The organism is Streptomyces sp. NPDC041940 (genome assembly GCF_055589465.1).
In genome coordinates this window covers 364,951-386,929 of the sequence record NZ_JBVJBP010000003.1, presented here as the reverse complement: position 1 = coordinate 386,929, position 21,979 = coordinate 364,951, and the positions used below count along the sequence as shown (strand labels likewise).

Genomic DNA, 21,979 nt, shown 5'->3' with positions numbered 1-21,979 from the left:
GGGGCTGGCGGTGAGCCGGTGGCCGTCCCGGTGCGGGAGCGTGGCCCTGCGGCCGGCTGCCCGGCAGCGCCCCGAACCCGAGATGCGTCGCACCGTCACCTATTACGACACTGGACAACGAGAGTGGCCGATAGGTGCGAATGATCCTCAGGGCAGGACGGCGGCACCGATCTCCGGGCGGAGGGCGGCATCCATGGCGGTCAACGGCACGAGGTGGCCGGACCCAGCCGAGTGGGCCGGGAAGATCTACAGCGCGGGCTGGCGCGAGTCCGAGGGCGGCACCCGCCAGGTGATCGAACCGGCCACGGGGCAGGCGCTGGCCAACGTCGGCATCGCCTCCCCCGCGGACGTCGCCCGGGCCGGCGCTCGGGCCGCCCAGGCTGCCGACGACTGGGCGGCGGTGGCTCCGGCCGATCGTGCCGAGGTTCTGCTGCGCGCGTCCGCCGCCCTGCGCGAACGCGGCGACACCTTCCGCGACTGGATCGTCCGCGAGTCGGCCGGCGTCCCCGCCAAGGGAGACTACGAGATCATCGCCGCCCTCGCGCAACTGACGCATGCCGTCGGACTGGCGTCCCTGCCTCGGGGTGAGGTCCTGGCTCCTCAGGCCCCCGGTGGCACGAGTCTGGCGTGGCGGGTGCCGCTCGGCGTCGTCGGTGTCATCAACCCCTGGAACGCGCCGCTCCTGTTCGCGATGCGCGCGCTGGCGCCCGCCCTCGCGCTGGGCAACACCGTGCTGCTCAAACCCGACCCGCTCACCCCGGTGTCCGGGGGTGTCCTCGTCGCGCGGCTCTTCGAGGACGCCGGACTGCCCGACGCGGTGCTGCACGTCCTTCCGGGCGGCGCGGAGACCGGGCAGGCGGTCGCGGCGGATCCCCATGTCGCCATGGTCGCGTTCACCGGCTCCGCCGAGGCCGGTCGCGCCGTGGCCCGTGTGGCGGGTGAGGGGCTGAAGCGGGTCTCCCTGGAGCTCGGCGGGAAGAACTCGCTCGTCGTGCTCGAGGACGCGGACGTGGAGGCGGCCGCCCTGGCCGGAGCCATGAGCACCTTCGGATACCAGGGGCAGGCGTGCGTCGCCGCCGGCCGTCATCTGGTCCACGCCGATCTGGTCGAGGCGTACACCGACGCGCTGGTCGGGCACGCGGAGGCCATGCGCGTCGGCGACCCCCGCGTGGCGGGCGTCAGCGTCGGACCGGTCATCAGCGAGCGGCAGGCCACCAGAATCGAGCGCATCGTCGACGAGAGCGTGGCCGTCGGGGCGCGCGTGCTCACGGGCGGCCGACGCGACGGACTCTTCTACCCGCCCACCGTCCTGGACCACGTCGACCGGGCCATGCCCGCCTTCACCGAGGAGATCTTCGGTCCCGTCGCCCCGGTCCTTCCCTTTCACAGCGAGGCGGAGGCCGTCGAGATCGCCAACGACACCGCGTACGGTCTGACGGCTGCCGTGCACTCCGGCTCCGTACCGAGGGCGACCGCTGTCGCCGAGCGGCTGCGCACCGGCATGGTCCACATCAACGACGTCTCCGCCAAAGACGCCGCGAACGCCCCCTTCGGAGGCATGGGCATCTCCGGCAACGGCTCCCGCATCGGCGGCACGGCCAGTCTGGAACAGTTCACCCAGTGGCGCTGGATGACAGCACCGGGGCCGGTGCCGGGAAGCCTTACAGGCCAGTGACTCGACCCCCGTGATGTCAGCGCGCTCTGCGCGGCGGATCATCCGTGTTCTCGGCGGCCGCGCCCGGTCTCTGGGCCGGCTGTTTCTCCTGGGCGGCGGGAGGTGCCGGGGCGGGGCGCAGCAGGCTGAGTGTGACGGAAGCGGCCAGGACGACGACGATGACCGCGAGGCTGATCGGCGAGGGAATCTCCGGGATGCTGGGGCTGATCAGCTTGTGCGATGCCTGCAGGATGAGCTTGACGCCGATGAAGCCGAGGATGATCGCGAGACCCTTGTTCAGGTAGTGGAAGCGGTCCAGCAGGCCCGCGAGCAGGAAGTACAGGGCTCGCAGCCCCAGGATCGCGAACGCGTTGCTGGTGTAGACGATGAAGGCGTCGTCACTGACCGCCAGGACGGCGGGGACACTGTCGACCGCGAAGATCAGGTCCGCGGCCTCGATCGCGGCCACCACCGCGAGAAGCGGGGTGGCCACGCGTTTGCCGGCTTCCTTCACGAAGAACCTCATGCCGGCGTACTCGTCCCTGACAGGAACGATCTTGCGGAGCAGCCGCAGGGCGAAACTCTTGCCGGGATCGAAGGTCTCCTCCTCGCCCTTGAGGAGTTTGTAGGTGCTGTAGAAGAGGATGGCGGCGAAGGCGAACAGGACGGCGGTGAAGCGGCTGACGACGGCGACGCCGAGGGAGAGGAAGATCCCGCGGAAGACCAGGGCGCCCATCACACCGAAGAACAGGACGCGATGCTGGTAGGCGCGGGGCACCTTGAAGTAGGCGAAGATCACCGCGAAGACGAAGAGGTTGTCCACCGACAGGCTCTTCTCCAGCAGCCACGCGGTGGTGTACTCGGTGCCGGCCGTGCCGCCCAGGACGAGGAAGACGACACCGCCGAAGATCAGGGCGAGGCCCACCCACAGGCCGCTCCAGGCGGTGGCCTCCTTGAAGCCGATGACGTGCGCGGTGCGGTGGGCCAGCAGGTCCACCGCCAGCGACACCACCACCGTCGCGGCGAACGCTCCCCACAGCCAGAGCGGGACCTCGAGCACGCCGGTCACCCTCTCCGGGGCCCACGCCGGGTCCGCGGCCCCTCATACAGGAGTCTGCGGCAATCCGCAGCGCTGAGCGACCCAGGCGCGGAGCGCGGCGGCCCGGGCCCGTCAGCCCGGCGCTGCCCCGGGCCGGGCTGTCACCGAGACGCGTCAGCTCGATGGTGCGCGCCCTGCGGGCAGGTCCCCGATTGCACTACGCCAAGGCATCACTGACGGGCCTGCCGGGCAGGCGAGAGGTTGTTCTGTTCCGTGCCGACCGTCTCAGGGAGTGTTCCGTGACCGAAACCGGGAACGACGCAGCCGCCGCATCGGAAGGCGCGGACGACACGCCGCTGCGGCGCGCCATCGGCCCCAGACTGCTGGTCCTGTTCGTGATCGGCGACATCCTCGGCACCGGCATCTACGCCACCACCGGTCAGGTCGCGGGCAAGGTCGGCGGGGCGTTGTGGCTGCCGTTCGTCATCGGCTTCGTCGTGGCCGTCCTGACGGCCGCCTCGTACGTGGAACTCGTCGGGAAGTATCCGAAGGCGGCCGGTGCCGCGCTCTACACCCAGAAGGCGTTCAAGGTCCCGTTCCTCACTTTCATCGTCGCCTTCATGGTGATGTGCTCGGGCCTTTCCTCGGCGAGTGCGGCGGCCCGCGCCTTCAGCGGTGACTACCTGTCCGAGTTCACGGACTTCTTTCCGCCCACCCTCATCGCGATCCTGTTCATCCTCGCCCTGGCGGCCCTGAACCTGCGAGGGGTGTCGGAGTCCGTGAAGACCAACGTGGTCCTCACCGTGGTCGAACTGACCGGGCTGCTCGTCATTCTCACGATCGGCGCCTGGGCCGTCCTGGCCGGCGACGGTGAGCCCTCACGGCTGGGCGAGTTTCAGTCAGAGGGCACGGGTTTCGCGCTGTTCACCAGTGTGCTGGGGGCGACAGCCCTCGGGTTCTTCGCCTTCGTGGGCTTCGAGGACTCCGTCAACATGGCGGAGGAGACCCAGGATCCGGTGCGGACGTTTCCGCGCGCCATCTTCATCGGTGTCGCCGTCACGGGCACCGTCTACGTCCTGGTCGCCCTGGTGTCCTCGCTGCTCGTCGACTATCGGGTGCTGGAGGGCTCCAGCGGCCCACTGCTGGAGGTCGTCAAGGCCGGCGGGCTCGACTTCCCGCCGAAACTCTTCGCTCTGATCGCGTTGTTCGCGGTGACCAACTCGGCACTGATCAACATCATGATGGCGTCCCGCCTCTGCTACGGCATGGCGAACGAGCGCATCCTGCCCCGTGCCCTGGGCCGCGTGCTGCCCCGGCGCCGCACCCCGGTCGTCGGCATCGTCTTCGTCTCGCTCCTGGCGATCGGCCTGGTCTCCACCGGGGAGATCGCGGGCCTCGGCGACACCACGTCCTTCCTCCTCCTGTGCGTCTTCGCCGTCGTCAACATCGCCGTCCTCGTCCTGCGCCGCGACCCCGTCGACCACCAGCACTTCCGTACGCCGACCGCACTGCCCGTGCTCGGTGCGATCAGCGCCCTGATCCTCGCCAGCCCGTTGTCCGACCGGCCCGCGGACGTCTACATCCGGGCGGGCGTGCTGCTGGCCATCGGGATCGGGCTGTGGGCGCTCAACAAGGCGGTGCTGAAGGTACGCGGCGAGGCCTGAGCACTCGCTCCGCGCGGGTGACGGATCCGGGGACCGGTGCTCGACGACTTTTCAACGAGACCACGCGGAGCGCGAGTTGAGGGAACGGCGAAGGGCTCCCGCACGTCACGTCCGTGCGAGAGCCCTTCGTTGTGCCGCCTGCCCGGTGAAGGTTGAGAAGACGATCACGAGCAGGACGACTGCGGGGTGTTACGGCGTCACGGCGCCAGGAGGAGGCTGTCGCCCCGCTCTTTGGCGGCGGCGTAGCGCTTGGCCACGTCCTGCCAGTTGACGACCTGCCACATCGCCTCGATGAAGTCGACCTTCTGGTTCTTGTACTGGAGGTAGAAGGCGTGCTCCCAGGCGTCGAAGACCAGGATCGGGGTCGAGCCCTGGCCGACGTTGCCCTGGTGGTCGTAGACCTGCTCGACGATCAGGCGCCCGCTCAGCGGCTCGTAGGCGAGGACACCCCAGCCGGAACCCTGCGTCGTCGCCGACGCCTTGGTCAGCTGCGCCTTGAAGCCCGCGAACGAACCGAAGGACTCGGCGATGGCGTCCGCCAACTCACCGACGCCGTCCTTGTCCAGAGGCTCGCCGCCGCCGTCGCCGGTCATGTTGTGCCAGTAGATGGAGTGCAGGATGTGGCCGGAGAGGTGGAAGGCCAGGTTCTTCTCCAGGCCGTTGATCGAGCCCCAGGTCTCCTTGTCGCGCGCCTCGGCGAGCTGCTCCAGCGTGTCGTTGGCACCCTTCACGTATGCCGCGTGGTGCTTGTCGTGGTGCAGTTCGATGATCTCGGGGCTGATCACCGGCGCCAGCGACGAGTAGTCGTACGGAAGCTCCGGGAGCGTGTAAACCGCCATGTCCAACGTCCTCCGACGTTATTGCGAGTGGTATGCAGCTGCACGCTAACAGTAGGAGCGAGACCTTTTCGATCAGGCATTGGACCTAGGACCTGCGCCGTGTCGCGAAGCGGCGGGCGGTCGGCGGGCTGCTCATGCCCCGGGGCGCTGCCGCGAGTGGTTGATCGACCAGAGTGGGTGCGGGGCGACGTCCTGGAACGGACGCTGTCAGGCGGGACGGCGCCCCGCACCTGGCAGGTGTCGGCATCGCGTTGAGATTCGACCAGCCGCCACTCGCCACCAGTACACATCATCGGGGCCCTTATTGCACATCTCTTGCAACAACTTATGAGGTGCAGAAGAGGCCGGGCGTGACGGTCCGGACGTCAAGGGCGGCGCGGGTCCGCGTCCGATCGGGGGAATACGGACCCGCCTCGGTCGCCCCTCCGTCCCGTAAGGGGAGAAATAGTCGCATGACCGTTACGGCTCAGATCGACAGCACCCGCCCGGTGGCGACACTCATCAACGTCTTCACCGTCTCGCCCGACCGCCAGGACGAACTCATCGAGCTACTCACCCGTGCCACGGAGGAGACGATGAAGCACCAACCGGGCTTCCTCCACGCCAACTTCCACGCCTCCCACGACGGCGAGCGGGTCATCAACTACGCCCAGTGGGAGTCCGAGGAGCACTACCGCGCGATGCTGGCCAACCCGGAAGCCCGCGTCCATATGGAGCAGGCCGCGAAGATCGCGACGGACGTGCAGCCACGTCTGTTCCGGGTGCGGTCCACGCATCGCCGGGCCGGCGGGCCGGCGAGAGACAACCGTGCCCCGGCGACCTGACCCAGCGCCCTTACGCGACGCCCGTCATGCTCGCGAACACCACGACGTTGTTGGGGTAGTAGTGCCGGTCCGCGTCGAACTCACCTCCGCAGGTGACCAGCCTCAGCCCCGCGTGGTCGAGGTTCTTGTAGACCTCCAGCGTGGGGAACTCCTTCTTCGGGTACTCCTCGACGCGGTCCACGGTGAAGGTGGCCGTCTTCCCGTCCTGGCGCTTCACCTCGACGGCGTCGCCGGCCTTCAACGTCTTCAGCCCTTTGAAGACCGCGTCCGCGCCGTTCCAGGTCACATGCCCGGCGATCACCGCGGGCCCCTGGGAGCCGGGAGTGGGCCCCGGTTCGTACCAACCCGCCAGATCCGGGTTCTTGGGGGTGGTCATCACCCCGTCCTTGCTCTGCCTCAGGGTCTCCAGGCCGCTGGAGATGCCGAGGGAGGGGATGCTGACCTGCTGCGGAACCGACCGGTCCAGGGCGGCGACCACCTGGCCGGCGGCCGAGCCCGCGCCCGGCGCCTCACCGCCCGCCGCCCCGCCGGTCGCGCTCTGCCCCGGGGACGTCTGCGAGGCCGATGTGTCCTGGCCCCCGCAGGCCGTGAGCAGCAGGGAAGCGGTGGCCACGGCGATCAGAGCAGTGAGGACGCGCCGCTCCCCGGCCCGCGCGCTCCCGGCCGAGCGGTTCACGCGGCGCCCCCGGTCTCCGCCGCCACGCCACCGGACGCCTTCCGCCGACGCACGGCGAACAGAACCCCGGCCACCGCCGCCGAGGCGGCACCGGCGGTGCCGATCATCATGCCCGGGGACATGCCCGACTGCTCGGCGCCGCTGCCGGTCTCGATCCCGCCGACCGGGACGGACCCGACCGCCGCACCCTTGACCTCGCCGCAGTTGGTGGGCGCGGTCGCCTCCTGGGGCAGCTTCGGGTCGAGTTCGCTCTTTCCGGCGCCCTCGAAGTCGTACTTGTCGTTGCCGTTGGGGTCGATGCCGTGCTGGACGATGTGCAGGTCCTTGATCTTCTCGACCACGTCCTGCCCGACCTTGATGGTCCGCTTGTAGGAGATCTTGCCCTCGTCGTCGGCCACCGGCATCCGGTCCACCGCCAGCCCGCTGGTCGCCGCGTCGGTGTCCCCGGAGACGGTGAGCGCGATGTTGATGTCGCCGTAGTGGACGGTGGCTTCGGTGTTGTTGAGGATCCCGTCCTTGTTGGTGTCGGCGCTGCCGTCCGGGCAGACGAAGTCGTGGCCCTCGGTCGACCCGTGCAGGTGCTGCGCCGAGGGCTGGCCCGGCACCATGCCCTCGGACTTGATCCACACCGTCATCTCGTCGCCGCGCAGGCTCACCAGGGCCGTGCCCTTGGAGCCGGAGTCGTTCAGCTGCTCCAGGTCGAGCTGGAAGGCCGGGGTGTCCGACTCCGCAAGCGCCGGAGACGAGGCGCCGACGGTGAGCAGTACGGCGGCGGGTAGAGCGGCGAGCACCGCGAGACGGCCGGTTCGCTTGGACATCAGATTCGTTCCATTCCGCGGCCTCCGGTCGAGAGAACCGCACCTCGGTCGTACATCAACACCTTTTGCTCGCATGTGAGTTGGCGACTCGGTGGCGATGGGCGCCGTCACCCCCGCCGGGCTTATTGCAACTCATGTGCAGTTACCTACTGAACGCATCAGGGTTCGTCGATGTTCAAAGCCGAGGAGAACTCAGTGATGTCGGGCGCGGTAGAGGTCGCGCAGCAGGGCGATCTCGGCCCCGTGGTGGAGGAGTTCCTGGTTGACCCACCACACGATGTCGATGAACGGCTCTTCCGAGTCGCTGCCGTGCGGGTAAGTGCAGTACCCCACGGTGTCGAGTGCCGCGTCGTCCACGCCGAGCAGCGCCTTCCGCCAGGCCGCGGCACCGGCGTCAAAGGCGGCGACCGCCCCTGTGGCGTCCCCGACGGCCTGGTAGTCGTCGCGGGTCAGCGCGTGGGCACCGGCCGTGTGGTCGGCGCGCAGGGTCAGCATCTCGCTGAGGTGGCTGAGGCGCCATGCGAGGGTGGTGAAGGGCGGGGGCCAGGGGTGGGGGTAGGAGGCGGCGTCGCGCCCCCAGTCGCCGGCACCGGCGAGGAGAGTCGCGCGCGGTCCCGGCCCGTTCACGCGCCGCCGTACCGACCAGCAGTCGGGCACCGGCTCCCAGAGGTACTCGTCGTCGGTCATGGGGCCGACTCGGGTGTCCGTCCCGTCGCCGCTGTCCATGACGGGCCCTGCCATGCGGTTGGTGAGGCGCTCGCGTGCGAAGTCGAACTGCTCCAGCAGCGGAGACAGGCGGGACGGCGTCGTCATCGGGTACTCCTGTGTCGAACTGTCGGACTGGCCTTGGGCGATTCGCCAGCCTGGCACAGCCAACACCGGGGTCGCGTCTCGTTCTTGGCGCCGACTCGTCCCCGGTCGACCGTCGAGAGAGCCCCGCATTCCGGCCCCCGCCGCGCATCAGCGTGTGGCGGTGTGGTCCAGGATCGCGGCGGCGAGCGGCGTGTGAACCTCGCGTGGGAGTGCGTGCCCCATGCCGGGGATCTCGATGAGGCGTGCGCCCTGAATCGCCTGGGCGAGGTGGTCGGGGTGCGGCGGCGGAAAGACCGGTTCGGCGGGAGCAGAGGTGACGAGGGCGGGCACGGCGGCCCGGGCGAGTTGCTCGGTGCGATCCAGGCCGGACGCGTCGGCGCGGGCATGCGCGGTGCTGGTGGCGTAGTGCCCGGTGTGCTCGATGACCCTTCGCTCCAGGGCGCGGGCGTATTCGGCGTCGAAGGGAAGCTGACCGCCACCCAGGATCCGCCAGTGCTCGACCCGCCGCTCCACCTCCGCTTCCAGGCCGAGGTCCGCCACGGGACGGGACCACATCTCGAGCAGGCGGGGTGCGATACCGGGGAGTTCCTCGGGCGGGGTCCTCGTTCCGCCCGGCTGGACGTACGGGACGGTGCTGAGCGCACTGGTGCCGATCAGCGTCGCGCTGAGCAACCGGTCGGGATGGTCGGCGATGAGGAGTTGGGCGAGCATGCCGCCCAGGGACATGCCCACCACGTGGGCGCGTTCGACGCCGAGGCCGTCCAGCACCGTGAGGGCGTCTTCCGCGAGCTGGTGGATGGGGTAGGGCCGCTGGTCGAAGGCCCAGGTGGAGCGACCGGTGTCGCGATGGTCGTAGCGGATCACGCGATGGCGGGAGGTGAGCATGTCCACCAGTTCGTCCGGCCAGCCCAGGCCGGGTGCTTGCGCCCCCATGATCAGAAGCAGCGGAGGCGCGTCGGCGGCGCCCCGGTCTTCCGTCCAGAGGCGTACACCGCGTGCGGCGTCGATGAAGCGCTCCATGGTGCTCCTCCAGGGCGAGACAATGACTAGACGAGACGTATCGTATCGCAGAACCGCAGGGCCCGTGGAAGGAAATCCCGATAGCCGCTTCGTCAAAGCCGTCTCGACCACGGGAACAGCCGTCTGGTTCAATGTCGATCATGTTCGACCGGCAGAAGCTCACACAGCGACGTCATGTCGATCCGTCGCGTGTCTCGAGCGCCGTCTGTCGCAGCGCCGCCGCGTAGGTCACACGTCACCTTTCTGGCGTCCCGGAACGGTCCGACGATACGTCGCGCCCGTGAGATCCGGTCATCCGGTCCGAAGGTGACGGCAAGCCCGGAGGGCTGAGCACAGCCCTCTCCGCGGGCCGGCGTCCGCGCCCCACCTCCGCACGCTCTCCCCATCCAGTTTCGCTGCGGCTCCACGCCGTGCCGTCCTCCGCCCCCGTGCGCTCGCCGACACGCGCCCCGCCCCGCCCTCGGAGGCTCCGTCATACCCTCTCGCGTCCCTCCGCACGCCCTCCCCGTGGCGCCGCCCGAGCTCCTCGACCGCATCCGCGCCGACGCCGCACCGCTGGAGGCCGCGCGTGAACTGCCTTACAAGAGCGTTGCCTTGGTCCGTGACAGCGGGCTCGGCGCGTTGCGGGTGCCTCGGGAGCACGGTGGCGCGGGCGGCTCGCTCGTCGATCTGTTCCGCCTCGTGATCGATCTGTCCGAGGCCGACTCGAACGTGGCACAGGCGTTGCGCCCGCATTTCGGCTTCGTGGAACTGCTCATCAGCCAGGGCACCGTGGACGAGCGCGCCCGCTGGTATCCGGCGGTCGTCGCCGGTGAGCTGTTCGGCAACGCCGCGTCCGAGCGCGGCACCGGTCACTGGTGGAGGGGGCGCCGGACAAGACCTGGACGTTCGGCGAGGTACTGCGGGCGCGCGCCTGGACGCGGCCGGTCGCCGGGGCGCCTGAGCGGATCGCCGACGAACTCGAGCACTGGCGGAACGCCGGTGTCGACGGCATCAACCTCGCGTACGTGACCAGCCCCGGCACCTTCACGGACTTCGCCGACCAGCTGGCGCCGGTGCTGCAGAAGCGGGGCCTGTTGAAGACGGCGTACGAGGAGGGCACCCTGCGCCAGAAGCTGTTCGGCCAGGGCGACCGCCTGCCCGCCTCCCACCCTGCGGCCCGGCACCGGCGCGGTTGAGATCCGTCGGACCCGCACCGTGTTCCCGTCGAGACGAAGGCCGACGGGGCCAATTTCCTACAACTCGGGTACCACACAAGGGTGTTGCGTCATCCCCAGGGTGGAGGGGAGTTCAGCCCCAACGAGTGATCCGCATGCGTCGCGGGTTCCGGAAGGATCTTTCCCGTCCGAACATGTGACCGGAAGGATCGATATCGTGCGCAGACGACGTCTCGCGCCCCTGTTGGCCGTGAGTGTCACGGCAACGCTGGCTCCCGCGCTCGCCACCTCGACGGCCAACGCCGCTCCGGCCGCCGCCCCGTCGACCGCCGCTTCGTCCGCAGCCGCCAAGGGCGCGCTGGACCGGTATGTGCAGCAAAAGCCGCAGTGGAAGCGCTGCGAGGCCGACGCTCCGGCAGAGTTCGAGTGCGCCACGATCAAAGTCCCGCTGGACTACCGGGTCCCCGGCGGCAAGCGGATCGACTTGGCGATATCCCGGATCAGGAGCACCGCGCCCGGCAAGCGCCACGGCGTCCTGTTCTCCAACCCGGGCGGCCCCGGCGGGCCGGGGCTCTACATGCCGCTGGGGCTGCAGGAAAGGCTCCCCGAGTCCGCACAGCGGAAGTACGACCTCATCGGCTTCGACCCGCGCGGTGTGGGACGGAGCAGCCCGGTCTCCTGCGATCTGACGCCGGAGGAGGAGAACTGGCTGCGGCCGTACAAGGAGGAGACGTTCGACAAGGACGTCGCCTGGGCACGCGACGTCGCGAACAAGTGCGAGGAGAAGGCGGGCGACACGCTCGCGCACATCACCACACGCAACACCGCGCGCGACATGGATCTGCTCCGGGCGATCCTCGGTGAGAAGAAGATCTCGTACGTGGGTTACTCGTACGGCACCTACCTGGGCGCCGTCTACACCCAGCTCTTCCCGGGCCGGGCCGACCGGTTCGTGCTGGACAGCGCGGTCGATCCGGCACGCGCCTGGCGAGGGATGATCCAGTGGTGGGCGGAGGGCGCCGAGCCCGCGTTCGACCGGTGGACCGGGTGGGCCGCCGAGCGTTCGGAGAAGTACGGCCTCGGTGGCACCCCGAAGGAGGTCGACCGGACCTTCTGGGACCTGGTCGCGCAGGCAGAGGAGAAGCCCATCGAACTCGAGGGGCAGCCGGTCACCGGTGATGACATCCGCAGCGGTATGCGCGGGGCGGTCTTCAGCCCTCGGGAAGCCACCGAGGCGATCGTGGAGCTGAGGAAGGCGGCGGCCGGCGAGCCCGCCTCCGCGAAGAAGCTCGCGGCGCTCACCGGATCCGGGCGGACCGGGACGGCAGGCGCCGCCGCCGATGCCGCCGAGGTGCCGTCCGACAACATGACGGCGAGCTTCTGGGCCGTGGTGTGCGGCGACAACTCGGCCGCGTGGTCCCGCGATCCTGAGAGCTACCGGCGGGACGCCATCGAGGACAAGGGCCGGTACCCGCTCTACGGTGACTTCGCGTCCAGCATCAAGCCCTGTGCGTTCTGGGACAAGTCCGCGGAACCGGCGACCGAGGTGAACAACAAGGTCCGCTCCCTCGTCGTCCAGAACGAGTGGGACTCGCAGACCCCGCTGCCCAGCGGCCAGGCCCTGCACGCAACCCTGAGGGGCTCGAAGATGGTCACCGTCCTCGGCGGCGAGGGCCACGGCGTCTACCCGAACGGCAACGCCTGCACGGACGGCACCGTCACCGGGTACCTGGTCTCGGGCAGGCTCCCCGCGAAGGACGTGACCTGCGAGGCGACGGCCGACTCGAACGCGGAGGCACGGAAGCACCGGAAGCGGGACGCACTCCCCGGGTCCCCGCTCCCGGAGCGCGCCCCGGACCGTTTCTGATCCCGGTCGCAGGGCGGGACCTCCTGGCGGGGTCCCGCTCGGACCTCCCGAGTCACCCCGTGACCGGGGACTCCGCGGTGCAGCCGCCGGCGGTCAACAGCCCCTTGGCGCTCTGCTCCTCAAGGACCTTGCCCTTGTAGGTGATCTTGCACGCGACCTGCGCGCCTTCGGGATCCGCGGCGACCGGCATGACCGCCGCGGGCATGATGCCGCGCAGCTTGACCGTCTTCTTCCAGGGCAGTTCGGGCTTCGACACCGACTCGGTCTTCGGCTCCAGGGCCTTGCCGCCACCGCCGTGGAACTCGATCGAGTCGACGTTCTTCCCCGTCACCTCGTAGGTGACCTCGTACGTCTCGTCCACGGCCTTGTCGACCTGGTCGACCGCCTCGGAACAGGAACTGAGGCCGAACGCGAGAGCGGCGACGGCGACGGAACAGACGGCCGCGCGGATGGTGCGGTGCATGGGATCCCCCCGGATCTTGAAAGTCGAGCCCGCAGCCAACCGCAAAGGGAAAGTCGAGTCAAACGGTTATGCCGCCAATGATGCGCAGCTCGGAAGGCTTCAGGACGTGATGCCGATTGTTCGGTGGCGGAAGGGCGGGGCATGCTGCCCGAATGCCCCTGACGACGATCCCTCCGCTCTCCCGCCGCACCCTGCTGCGTGCGCTGGGTTCCGGCGCAGCGCTCGGCGGACTCGCCGGGTGCGGTGTCCCGGCGGCGTATGTCCGGCCCGGCGACCGGGCCGCCGCTGATCTCTCCGCCACCGATCGGCGGCTGATCTGGGCGAACTGGCCGCTGTACATCGACACCGACGACGAGAACCAGGCGCGGCGACCGACCCTGGAGGGCTTCGAGAAGCGCACCGGCGTATCGGTGGACTACGTCGAGGAGATCAACGACAACGACGAGTTCTTCGGCAAGATCAGTCCCGCGCTGATGAACCATCAGTCCACCGGGCGCGATCTGATCGTCATCAGTGACTGGATGTGCGCGCGGTTCGTGCGGCTCGGCTGGGTACAGGAGATGGACCGGGCGCGGCAGCCCAACGTGACCAGGTACCTGGACCCGCAGTTGCGTTCGCCGGCCTTCGATCCCGGCCGTAGGTGCACGGTGCCGTGGCAGTCCGGGATCACCGGGATCGCGTACAACCGGCGCAGAACCGGCCGGGAGATACGGCAGGTCTCCGATCTGTGGGCGAGCGACCTGAAGGGCCGGGTCACGCTGCTGTCAGGTCTGGACGAGGCGTTCGCACTGCTGATGCAGGGCAACGGCGTCGACATCACCCAGTGGACGGCCGACGACTTCCACACGGTCTGCGACCAGGTGGAGGAGCAGGTGAACCGGGGTCAGATCCGGCGTTTCACCGGCAACGACTACATCAAGGATCTGTCGAGCGGGGACGTCCTGGCCTGTCAGGCGTACTCGGGTGATGTGATCCAGCTCCAGGCGGACGACCCGGACATCGAGTTCGTCGTCCCCGAAGGAGGCGCCGAGCTGTGGGCCGAGTCGCTGATGATCCCCAACCTCGCCCGCCACAAGGCGAACGCCGAGCGGCTGATCGACTACTACTACGATCCCGAGGTCGCCGCCGAACTCGCCGCCTGGGTCAACTACGTCTGCCCGGTCCCGGCCGCCCAGGAGGTCCTCGCCTCCGCCAAGGACGAGGAGACGGCCGCGCTCGCCGAGAACCCGCTGATCTTCCCTGACGCGGGGCTGCGCGGCCGGCTCGCCGTCGCACGTGACATCACGTCGACGGAGCGGGTGGAGTTCGGGAAGCGGTGGAACGGGATCGCAGGGCTGTAGGGCTGCGGGACTTCCCGAAAAGCCCTACGTGGGCCCCCAGCCCGGACCGACGCAGTTGTACGCCTGCTTCGTCGACACGTCGAAGTCGCAGAGTTCGTAGGTGACGAAGAGGCCTTCTTCGAAGCTCTTGTTCAGGCTCGTCCAGACTCCCGGGCCGCGGTCGCTGTAGATGACGCCGCTGCGCCACGTACCGTTGAATTTCTGGTGGCTCCACTTGATGGCGATGGGCACGTGGTCGTCGTAGTCGTCCAGCAGGTAGAACCATTCGCCGTACCCGTCGAAGCAGGCCTTGCCGTCCCAGTCGCTGACCGCGCAGTAACGGTCGTCCGGAACCTTGGAGCTCAGGCCTGCGCGCTGCACACCGTCCGCCGCGGAGGCGGGTGATGTGGCGACCCCCAGGACGAGCGCGGAAGCGAACACCCCGCTCGCAAGAGCGTGTTGAATACGCAATTCTTCTTCTCCCCTGTGCCGGCGGTGAATCTCTGTCTCGCCCGTTCGGTCGGGCGAGACAGAGATTGCCGGGGCGGAGAAGTGCGGACAAGAGGTGAGCCGTCCGGGACAAGCGCCCTCGGTGTCCGGCCTGGCAGGAGGCCTGTCCGGATGTTGTCCGAAGGATTGTCCGAGGCCACCGGCACCGCCGGATCACATCGCGGCCGGCCCGGAGTCGCCGGCCGACAGGGCCTGTTCCGCCCAGATGGTCTTTCCGCGGCGCGCGTGGCGGGTGCCCCACCTCCGGCTGAGCTGGGCCACCAGGAGCAGGCCGCGGCCGCCTTCGTCGTAGGTGAGGGCGCGGCGGAGGTGTGGTGCGGTACTGCTGGTGTCGGACACCTCGCAGATCAGGTTGCGGTCGAGGATGAGGCGCAGTTCGATGGGCGGCTCGGCGTAGCGGATGGCGTTGGTGATCAGTTCGCTGACCACGAGTTCGGTGACGAACGCGTCCTCTTCCAGGTTCCACTCCCGCAGCTGCCGGGTGACGCTGCTTCGGATCCGCGCCACCTCGGACGGTTCCGGAGGTACGTCCCAGGTGGCCACATGGCCCGCGTCCAGGGCCTTGGTCCGGGCCAGCAGCAGCGCCACGTCGTCGGCCGCGCGGTCCGGGAGCAGAGCCTGCAGCACGTCGTCGCAGGTGCTCTCCAGCGAGGATCCCGCCCGGGCCAGTGTCTTGAGCAGGTCGTCGACCCCCTGGTCGATGTCGCGTCCGCGCGCCTCGACGAGACCGTCGGTGTAGAGCGCGAGCAGGCTGCCTTCGGGCAGCTCGATCTCCGTCGACTCGAACGGCAGTCCGCCAAGGCCCAGGGGCGGCCCGGCGGGAAGATCGAGCAGGAACGGCTCGCTGCCGGGGATGAGCAGCGCCGGCGCGGGATGGCCCGCGCGGGCCACGCAGCAGCGCCGGTTGACCGGGTCGTAGACGGCGTAGAGGCACGTGGCGCCTATGTCGGCGACGCTGCCGGGTGCGTCCTCGCCCTCGGCCGACAGCCGGTCCACCAGATCGTCCAGGTGCGTCATGAGCTCGTCGGGCGGGAGGTCGACGTCCGCCAGGGTGCGCACGGTCGCGCGCAGGCGCCCCATGGAGGCCGAGGCCTGGATCCCGTGCCCGACGACGTCACCGACGACGAGGGCCACCCGGGCGCCGGAGAGCGGGATGACGTCGAACCAGTCGCCTCCCACACCGGCCTGCGCGCTGGCCGGCAGATAGCGCGAGGCTGTCTCGACCGCGGGCTGCCGGGGATGTCCCTGCGGCAGCAGGCTGCTCTGCAGGGTCAGCGCGGTGGTGCGCTCCCGGTCGAAGCGGCGGGCGTTGTCGATGCTCAGAGCCGCCCGGGCGGTGATCTCCTGTCCCAGGAGCAGGTCGTCCTCCGTGAAGGGTTCCGGGGTCCGGTGCCGGGTGAAGGTGGCCACGCCGAGCGTGATGCCGCGGGCCCGCATCGGCACCGCCAGGACCGAGTGGAAGCCGAAGCGTCGTACCCGTTCCGCCCGGTCCGGGGCCTGGCTCTCCCACCTGGCCACCCCGGCCGGGGTCACCTCGTGGATCAGGGGTTGCCCCGAGGCGAGGACCTCGGCCGCCGGTGACACGTTCGGGTAGACGGCGACCGTGCCCAGCTCCACCACGGCTTCGGGGCAGCCCGGGAGCACCGACTGGTTGGCCACCCGGCGCAGCATGACCGGACCGGGCAGGGTCATGGCCCGCAGTTCCTGGTCGTCCTCGATGTCGGGGAGCAGGTCCACGGTGACGAAGTCCGCCAGCTGTCCGACGGCGACGTCGGCCATTTCCTGCGCGGTCTGGGTCAGGTCGAGGGTGGTGCCGATACGGACCCCGGCCTCGGCGACCAGGGCGAGGCGCTGCCGGGCCAGGTGCTCCGCGGTCATGTTGTGGGCGGACAGGAGGACGCCCCGCACCGTGCCGCCGGGGTCGTGGACCGGCGCCAGGGTCACCGACCACAGGCTCTCCCACCGGTCGCCGGACAGGTGCAGGGCGGCCCGCAGCTGCTGTCGTTCGCCGGTCTCCAGGACCCGCCGCATCAGGTCCTCGGTGCGGTCGCTCTCCGCGTCGAGGACGATCTCCGACACCCGTAGCCCGCGCATCTCGGCTTCGGTCAGACCCATCACGCGTTCCATGTCCGCGTTGGCCCGCAGCAGCCGCAGCCGCGTGTCGTAGAGCGCCGTGGTGCACGGGGACTGTGTGAGTGACCACCCGAGCAGGCTGTCCTCGTCGAGCTCCGTACGGGAGCGGGTGAGCGGCGAGACGAGAAGCCACTCGGTGCCTCGGCCGTCGCGGGAGGGGTCCGGCTCACGGCGGTGGGCCAGCAGGCTCACCCGGACGAGGCTGCCGTCCTTGTGGCGGAGGTCCACCGAGCCGTTCCACCGGCGCAGTCCCGCGATGGACCGCAGCGCGCCGGTGGGCGGCGCTTCGGTGAGGAGCAGGGTCGCGGAACGGCCCGTGACCTCCGGCTCCTCGTACCCCAGCAGCCGTCGGGCGCCGTCGCTCCACCCGGTCAGCCTGCCGTGGGCGTCCACGACCGCCTTGGCCGTCGCCGCCTCGCCGTCGGACCGCGCCGGCTCCGCAACCGGCTCGTCCCCGGTGGTTCCCGGTTGCGTCATCGCGCCATCCTGCCCAGAGCAGCACCGGACCCTGATCGCTATACACGGTATCGAGTGCAAACCAGGATAATTGAGTATTCATTCGGGGTCACCAGCTGAGCGGATCTCCGCGCTCACCGTCCCCGTGCCGATCACTCGGCTCGGGGAAGCCCTAAGGGACTGTAAGGACTTGGCTCCCGGCGTTGAGCTGCCCTGTTCGGGCCATCGACTCTGTGTGCTTCCGGGCCGCAGACAAGGGAGTTCCGATGGCCACACAGACCACCGCCGAGCGTGCGCGCAAGCCGCGTCGCGACGAACGCAGGGTCGTCAGCAACATCATGCGCGGATCGATCGGCAATCTGATCGAGTGGTACGACTGGTACGCGTACACCGCGTTCAGCGTCTATTTCGCGTCCGTCTTCTTCCCCTCAGGCGACCAGACCGCCCAGCTGCTGAACACCGCCGCGGTATTCGCGGTCGGCTTCCTGATGCGGCCGATCGGCGGCTGGGTGCTGGGCCGCTACGCCGACCGCCGTGGCCGCCGCGCGGCGCTGACACTGTCCGTGACGCTGATGGCGGCCGGTTCGCTGATCGTCGCGCTGACCCCGTCGTACGGCTCGATCGGGGTCGCCGCGCCGGTCCTCCTGGTCACCGCGCGGCTGCTGCAGGGGCTCTCGGTGGGAGGTGAGTACTCGACCTCCGCCACCTATATGTCCGAGGTGGCCACGCCAGGCCGCCGCGGCTATTACTCGAGCTTCCAGTACGTCACGCTCATCGCCGGGCAGCTGACGGCGCTCGGCCTGCAGATCGCGCTGCAGCAGGTGCTCAGCCCCGCGCAGATGGACTCCTGGGGCTGGCGGATCGCATTCGTCGTCGGCGCCGCAGGGGCGGTGATCGTGCTGTGGCTGCGGCGCGGCATGGACGAGTCCGAGAGCTTCGAGCGCGCCGCCTCGGAAGGCGAGAAGGAGCAGGACGGCCCGGCCCGCGGCAGCCTGCGGCTGCTGCTGTCCTACCCGCGCCAGTGCCTGGTCGTCGTCGGGCTGACCATGGGCGGCACGCTGTTCTTCTACACGTACACGACCTACCTGCAGAAGTTCATGGTCAACACCAGCGGCATCGCCAAGCCGACGGCCGCCTGGATCAACTTCTTCGCACTGCTCGTGTTCGTCCTGCTCCAGCCGGTGATGGGGCTGCTCTCCGACCGGGTGGGGCGGCGCCCCCTGCTGATCGCGTTCGGAGCGCTGGGCACCGTGGTGGTGGTGCCCTCGCTCACCCTGCTGTCGCACACCAGCGACCCCGTGTACGCGTTCCTGCTCATGGTCGGGCCGCTGGCGGTCAGCTCCCTGTACACCTCGATCAGCGCGGTGGTGAAGGCCGAGCTGTTCCCGACCTCGATCCGGGCGCTCGGCGTCGGCCTGCCGTACGCGCTGACCGTGGCCGTGTTCGGCGGCACCGCCGAGTACATCGCCCTCTGGTTCAAGAAGGCCGGACACGAGAACTGGTACTTCTACTACGTGACCGCCTGTGTCCTGATCTCGCTGCTCGTCTACATTCGGATGCGCGAGACCTCCGACGCGTCGCCGCTGGACGAGGACCATTCCCGGTCTCGCGACTGACGAAGCGGGAAGGGAGGCAGCCGTGCGGGTGCTGCTGGCCGAGGACGACGACGGTGTGGCGGGCGCGCTGACCGAGGCCCTGTACGACAACGGCCACGCGCCGGCCAGGGTCAGGCGCGGCGAGGACGTCCTCGCCCGCCACCGGCAGGCGGACCTGCTGCTGCTCGATCTCGGCCTGCCCGACCTGGACGGCCTGGAGGTGCTGCGCAAGCTACGCGCGGTCAGCCCCCTGCCGGTGGTGGTGCTGACCGCGCGGGGCGACGAACGGTCGGTGGTGCGCGGCCTGCGGCTGGGCGCCGACGACTACCTGGTCAAGCCGGTCCGGCTGGCCGAGCTGCTGGCCCGTATCGAGGCCGTCACCCGCCGCGCCACGACACCCGCCGCCCCGGCGGCGCGCACCGTCCGCGTCGCCGACGTCGAGGTCGACCTCGACGCCCGCCGGGTGACGGTCGGCGGCGCGGAGGTGCGGCTGACCACCAAGGAGTTCGAGGTGCTCGCCGCGCTGGCGGCCCGGGCCGGCACGGCGGTCAGCCGCCAGCAGCTGATGGACGAGGTGTGGGGCGACGCGTTCCTCGCCGTGTCGCGCTCGCTCGACGTACACCTCACCCAGGTGCGGGCCAAGCTCGGCCGTCCCGAGGTGCTGACCACCATCCGCGGCTTCGGCTACCGCTTCGGCGACTGAGCCGGTTCTCACGGCAGGCCCTGTTCATGCGCACCCGCGTCCTCACCGTGGTCCTGGCCTTCGTGGTCCTCGCCGTGGCCGGCTTCGCCGTCCCGCTGCTGGCCGTCACCTCGGCGCAGCGCACCCAGCAGCTCGTCGCGGCGCGCACCGCCGACCTCGACCGTTTCGCCGGGCTGGCCGAGCAGGCCGCCGAGAGCGACGACACCGGCGCGCTCACCGCCGACGTGCTGCGCTACACCGAGCTGTACGGCGAGGCCGTCGTGGTCGTCGACGCCCGCCGCGCCCCGGTGGTGCAGACGGGTGGCCTGCGCGCCGCCGACCCGGCCGTCGCCCGGCTCGTCGACGCGGCGCTGCGCAACCAGCCCGTCTCCCCCGGCGGGACGCTGCGGCCCTGGTCCCGGGCCGACCGGCTGCTCGCCCGTCCCGTGGGCACCGGCACCAGGGTGTCCGGCGCGGTGGTGCTGCGGGCCTCGGTGCGGGTCGCGGCGGACGACATCGCCCTGCGCTGGGCGCTCGTCCTGGCCGGGGCCGGTCTGTTCGCCGTGGCCTGTGTGCTGCTCGCCCGCCGGGCCACGCGGTGGGTCGTGCGGCCGCTGCACCGCCTCGACCGTGCGGTCGGCACCCTGGCCGCCGGGCTGCCGCCCGAGCACGCGCGGGCCGGTGGCCCGCCGGAGCTGCGCCAGCTGGCCACCGGCTTCAACCGCATGGCCGACGGGGTCACCACCGCGCTGGAGCAGCAGCGCCGGCTCGTCGCCGACACCTCGCACCAGCTGCGCAACCCCCTGGCCGCCCTGCGGCTGCGCGTCGACTCGCTCCAGCCCCATCTGCGCACCTCCGCCACCCGCACCTACACCGGGGTGACGTCCGAACTCGAACGCATGGAACTCCTCCTCGACGACCTGCTCGCCCTCGCGAACGCCGAGCACCGGGCCGGCGAACTGGCCGTCACGGACGCGCGGAAGGCGTGCTGCGACGCGACAGCGGTCGCCGCGGCCCAGGCCGGACTGTGGCGGCCGGTGGCCGAACAGGCCGGAGTCCGCCTGGAGTTCGCCCCCGGCCCCGCCGTTCTCATGGCCTGTCCGGAGGGAGAGCTGGCCCAGGTGGCCGACATCCTTTTCGACAACGCGATCAAGTACGCGGGGAGCGGCGCCCGCGTGGAGGCGCGCTGTCTCGTCGAGGGCCCGGACGCGGTGCTCGAGGTACGGGACGACGGGCCGGGCCTCGCGACCGGCGAACTCCCCCGGGCGGGCACCCGTTTCTGGCGCTCGGAACGGCACCGCGAGGTACGCGGCAGCGGTCTCGGTCTGGCGATCGCCGAGCGGCTGGTGGCGGGTCACGCCGGACACGTCGAGTTCACGGCGGCCGAACCGCACGGCCTGCGCGTCCGGGTCGTGCTCCCGCAGGGGCACCCGGCATGACCGGCCCCGTCCGCGGCACGACCCGCCGCACCGCGCTGCGCGCCGCACTCGGCGTGGCGGGCACCGGCCTGCTCGCGGGTTCGGCGGCGGCCGACGCACGGCGCGCGGACAGCGGCCCGCGGGGAGGGCTGCGGATCGCGACCGGCGAGACCGACGGCTTCTACACGGCGTTCGGCCGGCTGCTCGCCGCCCAGGTCACTGACGTCTACCCGCGGCTGTCCTGCGAGGTGGTCACCAGCGAGGGCAGCGTGGACAACGTACGGCTGCTCCAGGCCCGCCGGGCCGATGTGGCACCGGCCCTGTCGGACATCGCGTGGGCGGCGTACGGCGGCACCGCACCGTTCGGCCGCCGTGTCCCGCTGCGTGCGATCGGCCGGGTCTACGAGAACTACCTGCAACTGGCCGTGCGCGCCGACGCCCCCCTCCACACCGTGACCGACCTGGCGGGCCGCACCGTCTCGCTGGGTGCGGCCGCGTCCGGCGGAGCGGTGCTCGGCGACCGGCTGCTGCGCGTCGCGGGGCTGACCCCCGGCGCCGACGTAGAGGTCCGGCATCTGCTGATGCCGGAGGCGGCCCGTGCGATGCGGGCCGGCACGATCGACGCCCTGCTCGTCGCCGGGGGCGTACCGCTCCCCGTGCTGTCCGGGCTCGACACGGACCCCGGTATCCGGCTGCTGCCCCTGTCCGGCCTGCTGCCCCGGCTGCGGGCCGGCCTCGGCCCGGCGGGGTCGGGCCTGGAGGCGGTGTCGGTGCCGGCCGGGGCGTACCGGAAGACCCCCGAGGTCCCCACGATCGGCGTGGCCAACCTCCTGCTCTGCCGCCCCGACCTCCCCGCCCCCGTCGCCGCCGCCCTCACCCACGTCCTGGTCCGCCGGGCCGCCCGCCTGGTCCCGGCCCCGGCCCTCGGCACGCAGTTCCTCGACGCCCGCAGCCTGATCTCCACGGGCGCCGTACCCCTGCATCCCGGGGCGGTCGCCGCCTATCGCGAACTGCACGGGTAGGGCCTGTCCC

Annotated in this window: 20 protein-coding genes; 11 read left to right on the top strand and 9 right to left on the bottom strand. The window is 70.5% G+C overall.

Features of this window, described 5'->3' with window-relative positions:
- Positions 1-193 precede the first annotated feature (193 nt).
- On the top strand, positions 194-1,675 hold the full coding sequence (locus ACZ6I3_RS09055) for an aldehyde dehydrogenase family protein (protein ID WP_469413031.1): 1,482 nt from the start codon (positions 194-196) through the stop codon (positions 1,673-1,675).
- 16 nt (positions 1,676-1,691) lie between these two features.
- Here ACZ6I3_RS09055 and ACZ6I3_RS09050 read toward each other — a convergent pair whose 3' ends face one another.
- Positions 1,692-2,714, bottom strand: a complete 1,023-nt coding sequence (locus ACZ6I3_RS09050) for a TerC family protein (protein WP_469413029.1) — start codon at positions 2,712-2,714, stop codon at positions 1,692-1,694.
- 278 nt (positions 2,715-2,992) lie between these two features.
- On the opposite strand from ACZ6I3_RS09050, the gene ACZ6I3_RS09045 reads away from it, so the two are divergent.
- Entirely contained in the window at positions 2,993-4,357 is a 1,365-nt protein-coding gene (locus ACZ6I3_RS09045) for an APC family permease (protein WP_469413027.1), read from the top strand.
- Between the two features lie 197 nt (positions 4,358-4,554).
- On the opposite strand, the gene ACZ6I3_RS09040 is transcribed toward ACZ6I3_RS09045, so the two are convergent.
- Complete coding sequence (locus tag ACZ6I3_RS09040; protein WP_469413026.1) at positions 4,555-5,196, bottom strand: superoxide dismutase; 642 nt, start codon at positions 5,194-5,196, stop codon at positions 4,555-4,557.
- A 452-nt stretch (positions 5,197-5,648) separates the two neighbouring features.
- On the opposite strand from ACZ6I3_RS09040, the gene ACZ6I3_RS09035 reads away from it, so the two are divergent.
- Positions 5,649-6,020, top strand: a complete 372-nt coding sequence (locus tag ACZ6I3_RS09035) for an antibiotic biosynthesis monooxygenase family protein (RefSeq protein WP_469413024.1) — start codon at positions 5,649-5,651, stop codon at positions 6,018-6,020.
- A gap of 10 nt (positions 6,021-6,030) precedes the next feature.
- On the opposite strand, the gene ACZ6I3_RS09030 is transcribed toward ACZ6I3_RS09035, so the two are convergent.
- The 4 genes from ACZ6I3_RS09030 to ACZ6I3_RS09015 form a co-directional block, all read right to left on the bottom strand.
- The gene (locus ACZ6I3_RS09030; RefSeq protein WP_469413021.1) at positions 6,031-6,696 is read right to left on the bottom strand and encodes a class F sortase; all 666 of its coding nucleotides are present in this window, start codon (positions 6,694-6,696) and stop codon (positions 6,031-6,033) included.
- Positions 6,693-7,517: a hypothetical protein gene (locus tag ACZ6I3_RS09025; protein ID WP_469413128.1), complete on the bottom strand. Its 825-nt coding sequence runs from the start codon at positions 7,515-7,517 to the stop codon at positions 6,693-6,695. The genes ACZ6I3_RS09030 and ACZ6I3_RS09025 overlap by 4 nt, the downstream gene beginning before the upstream one ends.
- 189 nt (positions 7,518-7,706) lie before the next feature.
- Positions 7,707-8,327 carry a DinB family protein gene (locus ACZ6I3_RS09020; protein ID WP_469413020.1) on the bottom strand — a complete coding sequence of 207 codons (621 nt, stop codon included), beginning with the start codon at positions 8,325-8,327 and terminating at the stop codon, positions 7,707-7,709.
- A gap of 147 nt (positions 8,328-8,474) precedes the next feature.
- Positions 8,475-9,347, bottom strand: coding sequence for an alpha/beta fold hydrolase (locus ACZ6I3_RS09015; protein WP_469413018.1), 873 nt, complete (start codon positions 9,345-9,347; stop codon positions 8,475-8,477).
- Positions 9,348-9,854: 507 nt separating this feature from the next.
- On the opposite strand from ACZ6I3_RS09015, the gene ACZ6I3_RS09010 reads away from it, so the two are divergent.
- From ACZ6I3_RS09010 to ACZ6I3_RS09000, 3 genes are all read left to right on the top strand, one after another.
- Positions 9,855-10,358, top strand: coding sequence for an acyl-CoA dehydrogenase family protein (locus tag ACZ6I3_RS09010; RefSeq protein WP_469413017.1), 504 nt, complete (start codon positions 9,855-9,857; stop codon positions 10,356-10,358).
- The gene (locus tag ACZ6I3_RS09005) at positions 10,355-10,525 is read left to right on the top strand and encodes a hypothetical protein (protein ID WP_469413015.1); all 171 of its coding nucleotides are present in this window, start codon (positions 10,355-10,357) and stop codon (positions 10,523-10,525) included. Before ACZ6I3_RS09010 ends, ACZ6I3_RS09005 begins: the two co-directional genes overlap by 4 nt.
- Before the next feature lie 196 nt (positions 10,526-10,721).
- A complete protein-coding gene (locus tag ACZ6I3_RS09000; RefSeq protein ID WP_469413013.1) occupies positions 10,722-12,371 on the top strand; it encodes an alpha/beta hydrolase in 1,650 nt (549 codons plus the stop codon).
- Positions 12,372-12,423: 52 nt separating this feature from the next.
- Here the strand turns inward: ACZ6I3_RS09000 and ACZ6I3_RS08995 are convergent, their stop codons facing one another.
- Entirely contained in the window at positions 12,424-12,834 is a 411-nt protein-coding gene (locus ACZ6I3_RS08995; protein WP_469413011.1) for an MmpS family transport accessory protein, read from the bottom strand.
- A 152-nt stretch (positions 12,835-12,986) separates the two neighbouring features.
- Here ACZ6I3_RS08995 and ACZ6I3_RS08990 point away from each other — a divergent pair, with 152 nt between their 5' ends.
- Positions 12,987-14,174 carry a polyamine ABC transporter substrate-binding protein gene (locus ACZ6I3_RS08990; protein WP_469413009.1) on the top strand — a complete coding sequence of 396 codons (1,188 nt, stop codon included), beginning with the start codon at positions 12,987-12,989 and terminating at the stop codon, positions 14,172-14,174.
- A 24-nt stretch (positions 14,175-14,198) separates the two neighbouring features.
- On the opposite strand, the gene ACZ6I3_RS08985 is transcribed toward ACZ6I3_RS08990, so the two are convergent.
- Entirely contained in the window at positions 14,199-14,624 is a 426-nt protein-coding gene (locus tag ACZ6I3_RS08985) for a hypothetical protein (protein ID WP_469413008.1), read from the bottom strand.
- Positions 14,625-14,816: 192 nt separating this feature from the next.
- On the bottom strand, positions 14,817-17,273 hold the full coding sequence (locus ACZ6I3_RS08980; protein WP_469413006.1) for a SpoIIE family protein phosphatase: 2,457 nt from the start codon (positions 17,271-17,273) through the stop codon (positions 14,817-14,819).
- A gap of 245 nt (positions 17,274-17,518) precedes the next feature.
- Here ACZ6I3_RS08980 and ACZ6I3_RS08975 point away from each other — a divergent pair, with 245 nt between their 5' ends.
- Genes ACZ6I3_RS08975 through ACZ6I3_RS08960 form a run of 4 tightly spaced genes read left to right on the top strand, consistent with a single transcriptional unit; the run spans position 17,519 to position 21,969 of the window.
- Positions 17,519-18,868 (top strand): MFS transporter, encoded by a 1,350-nt coding sequence (locus ACZ6I3_RS08975; RefSeq protein ID WP_469413004.1) that lies wholly within the window; start codon positions 17,519-17,521, stop codon positions 18,866-18,868.
- Between the two features lie 22 nt (positions 18,869-18,890).
- Positions 18,891-19,550 carry a response regulator transcription factor gene (locus tag ACZ6I3_RS08970; RefSeq protein WP_469413002.1) on the top strand — a complete coding sequence of 220 codons (660 nt, stop codon included), beginning with the start codon at positions 18,891-18,893 and terminating at the stop codon, positions 19,548-19,550.
- A 26-nt stretch (positions 19,551-19,576) separates the two neighbouring features.
- Positions 19,577-20,968 carry a sensor histidine kinase gene (locus tag ACZ6I3_RS08965; RefSeq protein ID WP_469413000.1) on the top strand — a complete coding sequence of 464 codons (1,392 nt, stop codon included), beginning with the start codon at positions 19,577-19,579 and terminating at the stop codon, positions 20,966-20,968.
- Positions 20,965-21,969: a TAXI family TRAP transporter solute-binding subunit gene (locus ACZ6I3_RS08960; RefSeq protein WP_469412999.1), complete on the top strand. Its 1,005-nt coding sequence runs from the start codon at positions 20,965-20,967 to the stop codon at positions 21,967-21,969. Before ACZ6I3_RS08965 ends, ACZ6I3_RS08960 begins: the two co-directional genes overlap by 4 nt.
- Positions 21,970-21,979 lie beyond the last annotated feature (10 nt).